The 13,971-nt window shown below is 51.6% G+C and carries 19 protein-coding genes; 10 read left to right on the forward strand and 9 right to left on the reverse strand.

The genetic code is table 11. The annotated features are described in order from the left end of the window. Window positions 1-70: 70 nt before the first annotated feature. From ACTG3Z_RS08795 to ACTG3Z_RS08805, 3 genes are all read right to left on the reverse strand, one after another. Window positions 71-304 carry an acyl carrier protein gene (locus ACTG3Z_RS08795; RefSeq protein WP_293447849.1) on the reverse strand — a complete coding sequence of 78 codons (234 nt, stop codon included), beginning with the start codon at window positions 302-304 and terminating at the stop codon, window positions 71-73. A gap of 148 nt (window positions 305-452) precedes the next feature. Then, on the reverse strand, window positions 453-1,190 hold the full coding sequence (gene fabG / locus ACTG3Z_RS08800) for a 3-oxoacyl-[acyl-carrier-protein] reductase (RefSeq protein WP_439142614.1): 738 nt from the start codon (window positions 1,188-1,190) through the stop codon (window positions 453-455). 46 nt (window positions 1,191-1,236) lie between these two features. After that, complete coding sequence (locus ACTG3Z_RS08805) at window positions 1,237-1,848, reverse strand: hypothetical protein (protein ID WP_439142616.1); 612 nt, start codon at window positions 1,846-1,848, stop codon at window positions 1,237-1,239. A 289-nt stretch (window positions 1,849-2,137) separates the two neighbouring features. On the opposite strand from ACTG3Z_RS08805, the gene ACTG3Z_RS08810 reads away from it, so the two are divergent. Further along, the gene (locus ACTG3Z_RS08810; protein WP_439142617.1) at window positions 2,138-3,100 is read left to right on the forward strand and encodes a hypothetical protein; all 963 of its coding nucleotides are present in this window, start codon (window positions 2,138-2,140) and stop codon (window positions 3,098-3,100) included. A gap of 13 nt (window positions 3,101-3,113) precedes the next feature. Here the strand turns inward: ACTG3Z_RS08810 and fabD are convergent, their stop codons facing one another. Then, entirely contained in the window at window positions 3,114-4,043 is a 930-nt protein-coding gene (gene fabD / locus ACTG3Z_RS08815; protein ID WP_439142619.1) for an ACP S-malonyltransferase, read from the reverse strand. Window positions 4,044-4,230: 187 nt separating this feature from the next. Between fabD and ACTG3Z_RS08820 the strand changes: the two genes are divergently transcribed. Then, window positions 4,231-5,427, forward strand: coding sequence for a cytochrome b/b6 domain-containing protein (locus tag ACTG3Z_RS08820; protein ID WP_439142621.1), 1,197 nt, complete (start codon window positions 4,231-4,233; stop codon window positions 5,425-5,427). Window positions 5,428-5,505: 78 nt separating this feature from the next. On the opposite strand, the gene ACTG3Z_RS08825 is transcribed toward ACTG3Z_RS08820, so the two are convergent. Together ACTG3Z_RS08825 and ACTG3Z_RS08830 are read right to left on the reverse strand one after the other, a co-directional pair. Next, the gene (locus ACTG3Z_RS08825; RefSeq protein WP_439142623.1) at window positions 5,506-6,078 is read right to left on the reverse strand and encodes a YceI family protein; all 573 of its coding nucleotides are present in this window, start codon (window positions 6,076-6,078) and stop codon (window positions 5,506-5,508) included. 122 nt (window positions 6,079-6,200) lie between these two features. After that, the gene (locus ACTG3Z_RS08830; protein ID WP_439142624.1) at window positions 6,201-6,452 is read right to left on the reverse strand and encodes a hypothetical protein; all 252 of its coding nucleotides are present in this window, start codon (window positions 6,450-6,452) and stop codon (window positions 6,201-6,203) included. 242 nt (window positions 6,453-6,694) lie between these two features. Here ACTG3Z_RS08830 and rpsF point away from each other — a divergent pair, with 242 nt between their 5' ends. From rpsF to ACTG3Z_RS08860, 6 genes are all read left to right on the forward strand, one after another. Beyond that, complete coding sequence (gene rpsF / locus ACTG3Z_RS08835; RefSeq protein WP_439142625.1) at window positions 6,695-7,048, forward strand: 30S ribosomal protein S6; 354 nt, start codon at window positions 6,695-6,697, stop codon at window positions 7,046-7,048. 27 nt (window positions 7,049-7,075) lie between these two features. Further along, window positions 7,076-7,303 (forward strand): 30S ribosomal protein S18, encoded by a 228-nt coding sequence (rpsR, locus tag ACTG3Z_RS08840; protein ID WP_005608650.1) that lies wholly within the window; start codon window positions 7,076-7,078, stop codon window positions 7,301-7,303. A gap of 13 nt (window positions 7,304-7,316) precedes the next feature. Further along, complete coding sequence (gene rplI / locus ACTG3Z_RS08845; protein ID WP_439142626.1) at window positions 7,317-7,940, forward strand: 50S ribosomal protein L9; 624 nt, start codon at window positions 7,317-7,319, stop codon at window positions 7,938-7,940. Window positions 7,941-8,188: 248 nt separating this feature from the next. Then, window positions 8,189-8,590, forward strand: coding sequence for a helix-turn-helix domain-containing protein (locus tag ACTG3Z_RS08850; RefSeq protein ID WP_439142627.1), 402 nt, complete (start codon window positions 8,189-8,191; stop codon window positions 8,588-8,590). Window positions 8,591-8,669: 79 nt separating this feature from the next. Continuing rightward, window positions 8,670-9,383 carry an autoinducer binding domain-containing protein gene (locus ACTG3Z_RS08855; protein WP_439142629.1) on the forward strand — a complete coding sequence of 238 codons (714 nt, stop codon included), beginning with the start codon at window positions 8,670-8,672 and terminating at the stop codon, window positions 9,381-9,383. Between the two features lie 149 nt (window positions 9,384-9,532). After that, entirely contained in the window at window positions 9,533-10,312 is a 780-nt protein-coding gene (locus ACTG3Z_RS08860; protein ID WP_439142631.1) for an acyl-homoserine-lactone synthase, read from the forward strand. A gap of 99 nt (window positions 10,313-10,411) precedes the next feature. Here ACTG3Z_RS08860 and ACTG3Z_RS08865 read toward each other — a convergent pair whose 3' ends face one another. After that, window positions 10,412-10,621 (reverse strand): helix-turn-helix domain-containing protein, encoded by a 210-nt coding sequence (locus tag ACTG3Z_RS08865; protein ID WP_439142632.1) that lies wholly within the window; start codon window positions 10,619-10,621, stop codon window positions 10,412-10,414. A gap of 36 nt (window positions 10,622-10,657) precedes the next feature. Next, window positions 10,658-11,215 (reverse strand): DUF2975 domain-containing protein, encoded by a 558-nt coding sequence (locus ACTG3Z_RS08870; protein ID WP_439142633.1) that lies wholly within the window; start codon window positions 11,213-11,215, stop codon window positions 10,658-10,660. Window positions 11,216-11,334: 119 nt separating this feature from the next. Here ACTG3Z_RS08870 and ACTG3Z_RS08875 point away from each other — a divergent pair, with 119 nt between their 5' ends. Together ACTG3Z_RS08875 and ACTG3Z_RS08880 are read left to right on the forward strand one after the other, a co-directional pair. Further along, window positions 11,335-11,943 (forward strand): outer membrane beta-barrel protein, encoded by a 609-nt coding sequence (locus ACTG3Z_RS08875; RefSeq protein ID WP_439142635.1) that lies wholly within the window; start codon window positions 11,335-11,337, stop codon window positions 11,941-11,943. Between the two features lie 13 nt (window positions 11,944-11,956). Continuing rightward, complete coding sequence (locus tag ACTG3Z_RS08880) at window positions 11,957-12,532, forward strand: hypothetical protein (protein WP_439142637.1); 576 nt, start codon at window positions 11,957-11,959, stop codon at window positions 12,530-12,532. A 60-nt stretch (window positions 12,533-12,592) separates the two neighbouring features. Here ACTG3Z_RS08880 and tig read toward each other — a convergent pair whose 3' ends face one another. Beyond that, a complete protein-coding gene (tig, locus tag ACTG3Z_RS08885) occupies window positions 12,593-13,933 on the reverse strand; it encodes a trigger factor (RefSeq protein ID WP_439142791.1) in 1,341 nt (446 codons plus the stop codon). Window positions 13,934-13,971 lie beyond the last annotated feature (38 nt).

Here is a 13,971-nt window from a genome sequence, read left to right on the forward strand (position 1 = left end):
CTGTACAAAAAACAAAAAACGCCCCCTGCTTTTCAGCAAGAGGCGCTTTCAATTCTAAATCTCAAATAGCTTACGCCGCTTCAGAGATGAACTTTACCGCGTCGCCAAAGGACTGGATGTTCTCAGCTGCGTCATCAGGGATCTCGATGCCGAACTCTTCTTCAAACGCCATGACCAGCTCAACTGTGTCGAGGCTGTCTGCGCCCAGATCGTCGATGAAGGATGCACCTTCAACAACTTTATCTTCTTCCACACCAAGGTGCTCAACTACGATCTTCTTAACACGATCTGATACGTCGCTCATCTCGAAATCCTTATATCTTGGGCCATCGACCCGTTGGTGCCTGTCCCCAGCGGGGCACTTGATATTGCCCCAAAGGGCCAACGATGCGCCGCCTATAACACACGCGACGCACAAGGCAAACACAATCGCTTGCCCTTAGGTAATCCGTTTATAGCATCGCCATGCCACCATTCACATGCAACGTTGCCCCCGTCATATAAGACGCCTCATTGCTTGCAAGATAGATCACAGCAGCGGCAATTTCATTCGGCGTGCCCATGCGCCCCGCAGGAACCTGCCCCAAGATAGCAGCCTTTTGGTCATCGTTAAGCTTGTCCGTCATCGCGGTTTCGATGAACCCCGGCGCAATCGCATTTACAGTGATTCCGCGAGTCGCTACTTCATAGGCCATCGATTTGCCCATCGCGATCATACCGGCTTTGGACGCCGCGTAGTTCGCTTGACCCGGATTGCCCGTCGCCCCGACAATGCTCGAAATATTCACGATCCGGCCCCAACGTGCCTTCATCATGCCGCGCATCACACCTTTGCAAAGCTTCATCGTCGCAGTCAGGTTCACATTGAGAACAGACTGCCATTCATCATCAGACATGCGCATGAAAAGATTGTCGCGTGTGATGCCAGCATTGTTAACCAAGATATCAACGCTGCCCATCGCCTCTGTTGCCTGTTTGGGCAATTCCGCAACGGCGTCCAGATCAGATAGGTTACAAGGCAGAACATAAGCACGCTTACCAAGCTCGGCCGCCAAGGCCTCTAACGGCTCAACGCGCGTACCCGACAAACCGACGCTCGCGCCCGCATCGTGCATAGCACGCGCAATATCAGCACCAATTCCGCCCGACGCACCTGTGATCAGCGCGTTCTTTCCTGTCAAATCGAACATAAGAGTGTCCTTCTTTCTGCGCACCTTCGCGAGAAAGAAGGCGGCGTTAGTTTGTCTCTAAAACGTTGCCAACATTGGCACTCACGATTCCCATAGCGCCAATCTCAGCAATTGTCATCGCCCGAGGACGGCGCCGTTGCCCAAATTCTTGCGCAAAGCGCGCATATCCATCACCGCCCACCATTTCAGTGGCGAACGCTTTATGTGCTTCAAAATCCTGACCTGATTTCACAGCAATGACGGCACCATCTTCCATAGTGCGCTGTGTGCCACCAATAAACGCATCCACTGCACCGCCGCTGATCACGCTATCATTGCGCAAATGCGTGCTAAATCCCGCTTCGCGCACCGCACGGCCAAAGGCGAGCGTTTCTGGGCTACCCGCAACACCATCTGCTTCAAGCATCACCAAACGGCGCGCATCAGGATTAGCCTCGCGCACCGATGCAAAACCAACTGCGGTGTCTTCATTGATGGAACCGGACAGAAAGATCGTGTCACCCTCAGGCAAAAACGCAGTCATATTGGTTTGCGGTACCGGTGCTTCACGCACAACAAAACCTTCGCGCGCCACAGGAACCGGTTCCGAGCGGCGAAACATGCCGCACCCAGACAAACTCACAGCTGACAATCCTAACAAAAATGCGCGCTTATTCATTATTACCACCCTTATAAAATTGCCTCACGCGCAGCGTGGCTGCACTTTGATTAATTCTCAACGTCAAAATTGGCGACACTGTGTTTCCATTGTGCAGCAATAATGAAGCTATACTGCTTTCGGTCAATCTATGCCGATCATGCAAAATTTTCGGCAAAACGCCGCCGAAACTATGCCGTTCCTTGTGCGACCAGAGTTTTCACACCCTCGCCCAGCTTTCGGCAAAATTCAATTATAGCGTGTTCGCAATACTTCATACGCGAATTTACTTTATGATTGAGGCCACCAGATGATTCAACAACAGATCGAAAGCTTCACACGCTCCCTGACCAATCTTGCCAGTGAGTATTCTGATCCCTCAATCGTGTTGCAACATATTCCTGTGTTGAAGAATAATCTGATGTTTCAACAGAATCCTGAATACATCTTTTATGGTGTAAGCGGAATTGTTGTCGCTCTTTTCGCGCTCAAGAAACTGAAACAACGCCGCAAAGCCGCGGTAAAGAACGTTGGCCTCTTTATGCCGACACCCTATGTTGGCGAAGCAGATCACGCGCATACCAATGAAACAGCGCCTGCAAGCTTCGAACAGAGCCCCCTACTGGATCAAGCGAGCGAGTTTACTTCGATGATCCCAGACCCAGTTGTAACACCAGATGTTCAGCAACAAAACGAAGCTTCAGAACAGCCTGCGACGCGCACGCCTGCACAACAACTTCAAGACGTCAGCGCTATTTCTTTCAGTTCACGCCCTGCCCTGACACCCGATGAAGCACGCACGCGCGTCCTCGTTCAATCTGTGCTTAATGAATTCGGCGCAGGCTATATGATCATGGCGCGCACTGCGCTGAGCGCCCTTTTACAACCAAGCGCAGATGCTGTCGGCGCAGAACGCGCACATGGACTACGCGCCATTCAGGATAAATTTGTAGATTTCGGCGTGTTTGATCGCACAGGCCGATGCCTTCTCGCACTGGACGTATCAAGCACAGTGTCGGCCCAAGCGGGCATCGGACAAGACAAAGCCATTGTGCAGCAAGCCATTGCAAAAGCCAACATCCCACTGGCGGTGATAAGCATGCAAGATACGCCATCGGACATTCGCAAAAAGATCGCGCCACATCTGTCAGCAACAGCACGCGTCCCTCAGAACGCCAGTTTAGATACGCCAAGAGTACCGCGAGCGGAGCGGCCAAAGCGCCCCGTGCGCCCTGTCAGGCCAGCACACGCGGCCGCAATCGCTGCAGAATGAATAGCTAAAGCGCTTAACGCTCTAGCTTTGCGATGTCCTCAGGCGTTCCGACAGCGCTGCAAGTAATGGAACGTTCGATCCGACGGATCATACCAGCAAGCGCTTTGCCTGCGCCGACTTCCCAAATGGTGTCGACCCCTTGTGCGGCCATGTAACCCACGCTTTCGCGCCAGCGCACAGAACCTGTCACTTGCTCAATCAACAACTTTCGGATCAAATCAGGATCGCTCACAGCTTCAGCGCGCACATTCGCCACGACTGGCACCGCAGGCGCATTAATCGTGACTGCATTCAATGCCTCTGACATTACACGCGCTGCTGGCTCCATCAAAGCACAGTGAAATGGTGCGCTGACAGGCAACATCACTGCGCGCTTGGCACCTTTTTCTTTCGCAATCACCAAAGCGCGCTCTACCGCACCAAGATGACCAGACACCACAACCTGCCCCGGATCATTGTCATTCGCTGCTTGGCAGACTTCGCCTTGCGCGGCTTCGCTCGCGACGGCTTGTGCCGCTTCAAAGTCTAAGCCAAGCAAGGCCGCCATTGCACCAACGCCTACGGGCACGGCTTCTTGCATTGCTTTGCCACGCGTACGCAACAATCGCGCTGTGTCCGAAATGCTCAGCGCACCAGACGCTGCAAGCGCGGAATACTCGCCAAGCGAATGGCCGGCCACAAAAGAGGCATCAGTGATCGCCACACCTTCTGCTTCCAGCGCGCGTAACGCGGCCAAAGACATCGCCATAAGCGCGGGCTGCGCGTTTTGCGTCAGCGTCAGCTCATCCTGCTCGCCTTCCCAGATCAACGCACTCAGCTTTTCACCCAAAGCATCGTCAACTTCATCAAACACGGCCTTCGCGGCGGGATACGTCTCTGCCAGCGCTTTGCCCATACCGATGGATTGCGCCCCTTGACCCGGGAATACAAAGGCTTTGATCATCTTACGTCTCCTGAAATTAGCTTCTTGCGCTCTAAACCCACAGTGCTTGCACCGCAAGTCTGCCTGCATTTTTGCACATCAATTGTTTTATTAAAAAGACTGCGGCCCTAGGTTGTTCACTGTAAAGTCGAATAAAGCGCGCGCGCTGCGCGTTATGTATTTGTATTATATGACATTGGAGCCCCATATGTCCGCCTCAAACACTGCCCGCAGCTATGGCTCGGTCACTAAAACCTTTCATTGGCTTACCGTCCTTTTGATCCTGACAGCCATCCCTTTGGGCATCATCGCGAATGGTCTACCATATGACACGAGCGAAGCCCTGGCTTTCAAAGCTTTCTTGTTCTCAATGCACAAAACTGTCGGGATCACTGCCTTTTTCTTAGCACTTGCGCGCATCGTTTGGGCGCTGAGCCAACCCAAACCCGCAGGATTGCATCCTGAGCGTCGCGCAGAGAGTTTTCTAGCAGAACTCGTTCATTGGCTCCTTTATGGATCGTTGCTGTTGGTTCCAATCACCGGTTGGATTCATCATGCCTCCACAGCTGGTTTCGCGCCAATCTGGTGGCCCTTTGGCCAAAACCTACCGCTTGTCCCAAAAAGCGAAACACTCGCGGCTCTTACTGCAGGCCTGCACATCGTCTTTGAACGCGTCCTAGTCGTGTCGATCCTTTTGCATGTTATTGGCGCACTCAAGCATCACTTCATTGATAAAGACGACACGCTGCGCCGGATGCTGCCTGGCAAAACCGAAGCAGGCACCCCGCATGCCTCGAACAAAACAGTGCCACTCGTTGCCGCAGTTGTTGTTTGGTTCGGTGCGATGGGCATTGGCTCTGCTCTCGGTATATACAACAGCCACAGCGAAATCGCCCCCGTAGCGGAGCTTGAAGAGGTCCAAAGCGATTGGACCGTGAATAGCGGCACCTTGGCCTTGAGCATCACACAATTCGGCTCAGAAGTGAGCGGCAGCTTTGAAGATTGGACTGCTGATATCACCTACGCAGAGCAAGAAGGTCCCGGATCACATGGGTCTGTCACTGCGATTATCTCGATCGGTTCTTTGACCCTGGGGTCTGTCACTGGGCAAGCCTTAGGCCCTGACTTCTTCAATGCCGAAGCGCATCCAACCGCAGAGTTTAACGCGGAGCTCATGTTCCAAGCAGATGGATACACCGCTGAGGGCACGCTGAGCATTCGTGGCAATGCAGTGCCTGTTGTGATGCCCTTTGATCTGAGCGTCGATGGTAACGAAGCGACGATGAGCGGTCGTCTGACACTTGATCGTCGCGACTTTAAGATAGGCGACAACATGCCTGACGAAAGCTCGCTCGCCTTTGGAGTGGCGGTGAACATCGATCTTACGGCGACGCGTAGTCCATAATCCAAAGACCCCAACGCAAATACAAAAAGGCCGCTGATCTTCTCAGCGGCCTTTGTCTTTTAATAAAGCTTTGAAAACTTACTCAGCTTTTGCAGCTTCAATAGAAATCATGACTTTGACTTCGTCGCTTACTGCTGGTGCAAATGCTCCCAAGCCATAGTCAGAGCGCAGCAATGTTGTTGTTGCATCGAAACCTGCCCAAGCTTTACCCGCCATCGGGTGCTGGCCGACTTTGTTCAAAACCGCGTCAAGCACGACTGATTTTGTAACGTCGTTCAACGTAAGATCACCCGTGATTTTGGCCGTGCTGTCGCCAGTGACTTCGATACCTGTGGATGTGAAGGAAATCATTTCATCGTCGGATGCGTCGAAAAAGTCTGGTGACATGAAGTGACCAAGGCGCTGTTCCCAGCCAGTGATCATCGACTTTGCTGGCATAGATACTGTCACAGACGATGCGGACGGATCTTCTTGATCGAACATGATCTCGCCTTCAAAACCGGAGAACATGCCGTATGTCGTGGAAAAGCCGATGTGATCATATGTGAACACGATCTGGCTGTGGCTCGCGTCGAGCATATATTTTTCAGGTGCGGCGTAAGCGCTTGTACCAGCAAGGGCGACTGCGGCGGCAAATAGAACTGATTTCATGAGACAACTCCTTATTTGAAAGATGTCCCACTATGTAGCCCGCCGCCATAGGCGCGCAACTCATCGCCGATCAACAGATCGTGTGCGCAAATGAACACAAAGCGCGCGAATAAAATCCCGTGTTAGTCCGTTGAACGTGGCATTAACGCGACAATACAGCAGAAACATAGGATCGCTGTGAAGCCAGTTTTCAGCAAAAGCACTTCAGCAATCTCATTTGCGCTGGGCAAAAGCCATAGGCCAATCGCAGCAAATCCAAAAACAAGTCCAAAGAAACGGCGCACCAAACGTTCCGACAAAAGCGGACCTACTTCGCGTTGCTTTGGGTCTTTGACCAGCGGTTTGATCATTGTGTGTTCAGAAATATAAGTCATGGGTTAATCCCTTGGTTTTTAAACTGCTCCCGTTCAACTTCGATGGTTAATGCGTTTGAAATACGGCACACCAAAGACAGTTTCATGACTCGTGTCACCAACCCTTGCGCCCTTCCCCCATCCCAGCTAAACGAGCCAAAGCTTTCCGCAGGACGTTTTCACTGCGCAGTCTCTCGTGACCGGGGCGCGGAAAGTTTAATGCTCTGGTCTTTGAAATGCGCCGATACATGAATGGAGCACACATGCCTTTATATGAGCATGTCATGATTGCGCGTCAGGACTTGTCCAACACGCAAGCAGAAGGCCTTATCGAACACTTTGGCACAGTCCTCGCGGACAACGGCGGCAAGCTGGTTGATCACGAGTATTGGGGCGTCAAAACGATGGCTTACAAAATCAACAAGAACCGGAAAGGCCACTATGCCTTTTTGCGCTCTGACGCGCCTGCACCAGCTGTGCAGGAAATGGAGCGTCTGATGCGTTTGCATGAAGATGTCATGCGCGTTCTGACGATCAAAGTGGATGAGCATGCTGAATTGCCATCCGTCCAGATGCAAAAACGCGAAGAGCGCGGCGAACGCCGTGAGCGTCGCTAATTTAACCTGAAGAAAGGATCCTAAACCATGGCTGCAAAACCATTTTTCCGCCGTCGTAAAGTGTGCCCCTTCTCAGGCGAGAATGCACCAAAGATCGACTACAAAGACACACGTTTGCTTCAGCGCTACATCTCTGAGCGTGGCAAAATCGTGCCGTCCCGTATCACCGCAGTATCTGCGAAAAAGCAGCGTGAATTGGCTCGTGCCATCAAACGCGCCCGCTTCCTCGCGCTTCTGCCATACGCTGTGAAATAAGAGGAGAACGAACATGAAAGTTATCCTTCTTGAGCGCGTCGCAAAACTCGGCCAAATGGGCGATGTTGTAGACGTTAAAGCAGGTTACGCACGTAACTTCTTGCTGCCACAGAACAAAGGCCTGTCCGCATCCCAAGCGAACATTGCAAGCTTCGAAGCGCGCAAAGCGCAGCTTGAAGCGAACAATCTGGAAACCAAAAAAGAAGCCGAAGAAATGGCATCTCGCTTGGATGGTCAGAAGTTCGTTGTGATTCGCCAAGCGTCTGATGCTGGCTACCTCTACGGCTCTGTCACAACACGTGACGCAGCTGATGCTGCAACAGATGGCGGCTTCTCAGTTGATCGCAAGCAGGTCATCCTGCAAGCGCCCATCAAAGAGCTTGGCCTTCACGCAGTTACAGTACGTCTGCACCCAGAGGTTGATGCCGAAATCGTCATGAACGTTGCACGTTCTACCGAAGAAGCAGAGCTTCAGGCCTCCGGTAAATCCATCCAAGAACTCGCGGCAGAGGAAGAAGCAGCAGCTGATTTCGAAATCGCAGAACTCTTCGACGATATCGGTTCCGCAGCAATGGACGACGATGACGCAGCGCCAGCGGCGCCCGAAGCCGCGGCTGATCAAGCTGACGAAACGTAAACCGTATCATCAACAATGTTTTGACAGGGCCGCGATTTTTTTTCGCGGCCTTGTTTTTGTTTGAAATAATTAAATAATTATCTGCACGCATGAGCCTTATTCCGCCTAAATCGAGCGTAAATCGGATCACAGCCTTAACCACATAACTCACAAGAGCTTGCAACTAGGAGCTTTTTCGGTCCATATGACGTTAAGGTAACTTACGTCAACGCTTTGGGCAAAAGAACCAAGCAAGCAAGGTGAATAGAATGAGTAACGTGGATGTGTTAATTGGGGCCAGAATTAAGGGTCGCCGCATCGCATTAAAAATTTCACAGACAAGACTTGCGGAGGCCGTGGGCGTTCGGTTTCAACAGGTTCAGAAGTATGAATCAGGAGCCAACCGCGTGAGCGCGTCCCGGCTTTTGCTCATTGCAGAAACGCTCGGCGTTCCAATCGCATACTTCTTCCAAGGCCTCGATAGTACGACGACCAGAGATGATACCCCGTCCTCAGAAGGCGCTCGTTCAACTACGCCGATGAATGCATTAAGCGACGCGCGTGTATCGGAGATACTCGCTCTAGTTGAGACACTTCCGACTGAACAACAGATGGCCGTTCTGGCCTTCTTGCGTACTCTTTCTAAGACGTCTGAAACAGAGACGGCGTAATCTTCCAGAACATCGCCACAGCGATTGCTTTGGAACGTATAACGTGAGACCATCCAAAGGCTTGGTAAAAAGCTTTTGGATGAGTAATTCTTTGGAAATTCTAGATTTAGCGACTTTGGAAAAGACGGAGGCAGGATTCACATCCTTCCTGCACGATTTGTGCGAAAAATTGGAATTGGACTACGCCACCTATTGCTCAGTCAACACAGTGTCAGATCAAGTTATTGGCTTCACGACATATGACGATGAGTGGAAAAGACACTACGCTGAGCAACGATTTCAAAACATAGATCCGACATTGCATTTATCGATGCGCTCCATCGCGCCGGTAGACTGGCAACGTCTTAGCGCGCACAAAGATTTTGGCCGTGTCTTTGAACATGCGCGCGATTTCAAGATCAAGGATCAAGGTTTAAGCATCCCAATCCACGGCCCGTATGGTGAAATCGGACTAATAAGTGTGACGCGCGATTGCTCATTAAGCACTTGGGAAAAACTACGCAAAAACGTGATTGCAGAGCTTCAAGCAACCGCAGTGTCCCTTCATGATACTGTGATGCAATCCGATACGCTTGGATACGTTCTTAGGCGGCCGCAGCTTTCATCGCGCGAGTGTGAAATTTTACAATGGACCGCTGCGGGGAAAAGCCAAATGGATATTGGTGACATCCTGTCCATCTCCTCACGTACTGTGGAGGTCCACCTAAGATCCGCGCGTTCGAAGCTTTTTGCGCTCAGCACCGCGCAAGCTGTTGGGCGTGCTATCGGAATGGGCTTTATTCACCCCAAATAAAGTCAGTCCGCTCTAGGTATCTTTGACGTCTTCCCCCCGTTCACAACCTAGCAAAATCAGCCTCTCGCATGACGGCTACGGGATTCCCCTAATAGCGCCTTATGCTGCAATGGTTAATAAGTTGTTAGGAATTAGGGGAATTCAAAAACATGATCATATCTATCGATGGTATCAACGCGCACCATTTTCAAAACATTCTGAGCCAAACCTACAAATTGCGCGCGCGCGTCTTTCAAGACCGGCTCGGCTGGGACGTGAATGTTGAAGACGGCATGGAAACCGACATGTTTGATACGCTCAACCCAACGACCTTGGTCAGCATCGACGCGTCGGGTAACGTTGTAGGCTCTATGCGCATTTTGCAGACGACTGGCCCAAATATGCTTGCGGACGTCTTTTATGCGATCCTTCAGGGTGAACCTGCGCCGCGTAGCCCACTTATTTGGGAAGCAACGCGTTTATGCGTTGATACTGATCGCTTGAGTGCAACGGGCAGTCCGCGCGCGCAGAATTCTATCAGCTATGTCACGTCTGAAATCATGGTGGCTGCGTGTGAGTACGCAATGGAAGCTGGTGTCACTGATGCAGTCGCCGTGATTGACCCGTTGATGAACCGTGTCTTAAAACGTTCTGGCAATGCGCCATATGACTATCTTGGCAAGCCGACACCGATGGGCAAAGTCACTGCGATGGCTGGACTTTTGGATTGCAACAAAGAGCGCGTAGATCGCCTGCGTGATCGGTCCGGCATGTATGACGATGTCTTTCTTAACGAGAAAGACGCCATTGCACGGTTTGGCGACAGCGCTGCTCAGAGCCTGCTGTCGGCCGCTCCAGTCATGAGTTACTTAAGCGAACAATTGCACGCAGCTAGTACTATGGATGAGCTGCAAGCGACGCTGAAGCTCATCGCAACAATGGATGATTAAGGGTTAAGCTGACGAAGGGTGCCGCCACTCACACAACTCCCCTAAAGGTGCCCCAAGCCAGTTTCGCGGACCTCGGTGACAGCCCGAGGTCCGCCTTGTTTACGGGTCTGCCTCGTAGGTCAGGATGTCGCCTGGTTGACAGTCAAGCGCATCGCAAATCGCTTCAAGCGTCTCAAAACGCACGCCTTTTACTTTTCCTGACTTCAAAAGCGAAACGTTTTGCACAGTAATGCCTACGCGCTCAGCCAACTCTTTTGAACGCATCTTTCGCCGTGCCAACATGACATCAAGGGTGACTATGATCGCCATATCAAACCCTTCTGTCCCAGATGCTGCACCGCTGTCTCACACGAAAGCCTCGTTTTCTTCGGATAAACGGACCGCTTCGACAAAGATATGTCCAACGGCCACAATCAATAGTCCTATCACGATTGCATAAACGTTCGTGTCATCCAAAGACACGCTCAAGCGCACATTGTCCTCGATCGAATCGTTGCAGTTGTAAAGACAACTCACCGCCATCGTACCAAAGGCATTGCTCAAGATAATTACTGGTGAAAACGCAAAAATGATCCATCCGATTTTGCGAAGCCGCTTAGCGGCTTCAAGCGTGAACACACCAAAGTCGCGAAACCCTTTGAACAATGTAAATGCCACGCAGCACAACCACAGCCCTAAAACATCTGTCATCAACCAAAAAAACGCTGCCACCGCGCGTCCTTTGAAATCCAACGACGCAACAATGTCGCTTATACCGAACGCCTTTAGCAAATCGAATCCCTCTATCAACCCAAAAAGATAAAGCAGCATTGATGCGAAAAGCACGCAGAGCGCAGCAATGCCAAAGCCACTTGCCAGCATTCCAAAGCCTGCGAGACGGATAATTTTATCATTCTGTTTCATCGACTTACCTAGCTCCCACATCCCTAAGTCAAAATCTTGTTTGCTTTAATTATCGTTTTACGATAATTTTTTCAAGCAGATCGGACATTTCAGTCGATCTTACATCAATGAGGAATGACATGCAGTACTCTAAAATTCTCGCCGCCGCGCTCTGCGTTTCGGTGCACGGGAGCGCCTTGCTTGCGGACAGCTCTTGGGATGGTTTTTACATGGGCCTGAGCCTTGACGGCACGCGTACAAATGCATCTGTTGGGGGCAACGGTTCGCAATCGCGCAAAATTCAAGCCGCGAGCCTAGGCGCTTATGCGGGCTTCAATCGCAGCACCAAAAGTGGCCTTATATGGGGTGGTGAAATCGGCCTTTCAGCGGCTGAGAGCACTCCAAATTTGACCACTGGCGCACTCGGCACGACAGAGTTTAACGGCAAGTTTGTGGTCAACCCGCGCCTGCGCGCTGGTTTTGCCACGGGAAATCTGTTTCTCTATGGCACAGCGGGTGTCGCTATCTCTGACGCGGTTGTGCGCAGTGCCGGAGCAACCACGAAAGACTACACAATGGGTGTGAGCTATGGCATCGGCGCTGAAATGAAAATGGGCAACGGCTGGTCGACGCGACTGGATCTTACGCGTACAGATCTTGGGCAAAAGAACCAGATTTTCAACGGCTTAACGCGTAACACGTCGGTTAAAATGGACAAGATCACGCTTGGTCTCACCAAGAGCTTCTAAGGCAAAGCAAGACATGACACCACCACTCACCAAGGCGCTTCTTGCGCTGTTTCTCGCAGGCGGCCTTGCTGCCTGCGATATGACTCCAGTGCGCACCATGTGGGCGCTGCGCAATGTGGACCCGATGACGACCGCGCCCGAGGGCATTCGCGTCGCTGTGCGCATTCCGCAAGGGTTTCGCCCAAGCCCCGATGGCATAGCGTTGATTGGTAAGCTGAAAGCGAGCGATTCAGAACCGGCAGAAACAGTGCGCTTTAACATTGAACGGCAAGAGAATCCGGACCTGCCGTCTTGGATGCGCCGCGCCGGTGCGCCGCTCTATGGTTATAAAATTGCAGATGAGGATCTGGATAGGTTCCGCACGTATCAACGCAAAGCTGCACTTGCAAAGGCAAGCAAACGCGGCGGATCTATTTCTGTGGGCACTGAAGTATGCCGATTGGCAGAGGAAATTCCGTCAGAAGTTTTGGTAAGCGTTTTCATCAAAACGCTTGAGTTGGATGAATACGTCCCCTTCTTTGAGGATCAAGACATCACCGAACATGCGACCCCACAAGAGATCGCTGAATTGACAACACTATGCCCCTAAGCCAACAAAAAACCCCGCCTGAAACAAGCGGGGTTTTCTAAATCTCGCAAAGAGTAAAGCTTACTCTTCTTCAAGCGCCTCAACGGCTTTTTGAAGATCGTCTTTGCTGATCTCTTTTTCAGTGACTTGCGCCAACTCAACGATGTAATCCACGACTTTGTCTTCAAACAAAGGTGCGCGCATTTGCTGCTGCATCTGCTGGTTTTGCTGAACGAACTCAAAGAACTCACGCTCTTGACCAGGATACTGACGCGCTTGGTTCATCATCGCTTGTGTCATCTCAGCGTCGGTCACTTGTACCTCTGCCTTTTGACCCAACTCAGCCAACAAAAGACCCAGACGCACACGACGCTCAGCCAATGAGTTGTGCTCATCTGTTGGCTCGATCTTGTCGTGGCTGTGATCGTTCGGATCCATGTCCTTGTTTTCTTCGTGGAACAACTGATGCGCAATCTGATCCGCTTCCGCTGTCACCAACGATGGCGGCAGATCGAAGGACACAACATCATCGAGCTTGTCGAGCAAGCTGCGCTTCATGACAGCGCGTGCTGCACCAACGTATTCCGCTTCAAGACGCTCTTTGATCTGCTCTTTCAAAGCATTCAAATCTTCTGCGCCAAACTTTGTCGCCAACTCGTCGTTCACTTCCGCCGCAACCGGCTCTTTCACTGCTTTGATTGTGCAGGTGAAAACCGCTTCTTTGCCTGCGAGGTGCTCGGCTTGATACGGGTCAGGGAACGTCACAGTGACGTCCTTCACTTCGTCCGCCTTTACGCCAACAAGCTGCTCTTCAAAGCCAGGGATGAACTGGTTGGAGCCCAACACGAGTGGGAAATCTTCGCCGGCACCGCCTTCAAACGCTTCGCCATCAACTTTGCCAAGGAAATCCATTGTAACCTGGTCGCCGTCTTTGGCTTTAGAGCCTTTCTTGCGATCATTGAAATCTTGCGCTGTCTCTGCAAGGTTCGCCAATGCTTCATCGATAGATGCGTCGTCCGCTTTTGCGACCAAACGCTCCAGCTCGATCTTGCCTAAATCAACTTCAGGGATCTCTGGGAGCGCTTCGTAGGACATTGTGACGTTAACGTCGTCGCCCTCTTTCCACGTTTCCCCGTCAACCATTGTGACCTCAGGTTGAAGTGCTGGACGATCACCAGATGTCTCAAAGTGCTCAGACATCGCGCCGTCGACGGCTTCTTGCATCGCTTCGCCAAGAATGCGCTGGCCAAACTGCTTTTTCAGCAATGGCATCGGCACTTTGCCTTTACGGAAGCCTTTCATTTCGACTTCTGGGCGTGCTTCTTCAAGCTTTTCGTTAACTTTCGCGTCTAGCTCTGCAGCTGCGATCGTGATGGAGTAGCCCCGCTTTAGGCCTTCATTAAGCGTTTCGGTGACCTGCATGTCGTCCTTATCCATGTCGTAGGGGCCGCAGAGGCGTC

Source organism: Planktotalea sp., from assembly GCF_965659345.1.
In the GTDB taxonomy this organism is placed as follows: Bacteria; Pseudomonadota; Alphaproteobacteria; order Rhodobacterales; family Rhodobacteraceae; genus Planktotalea.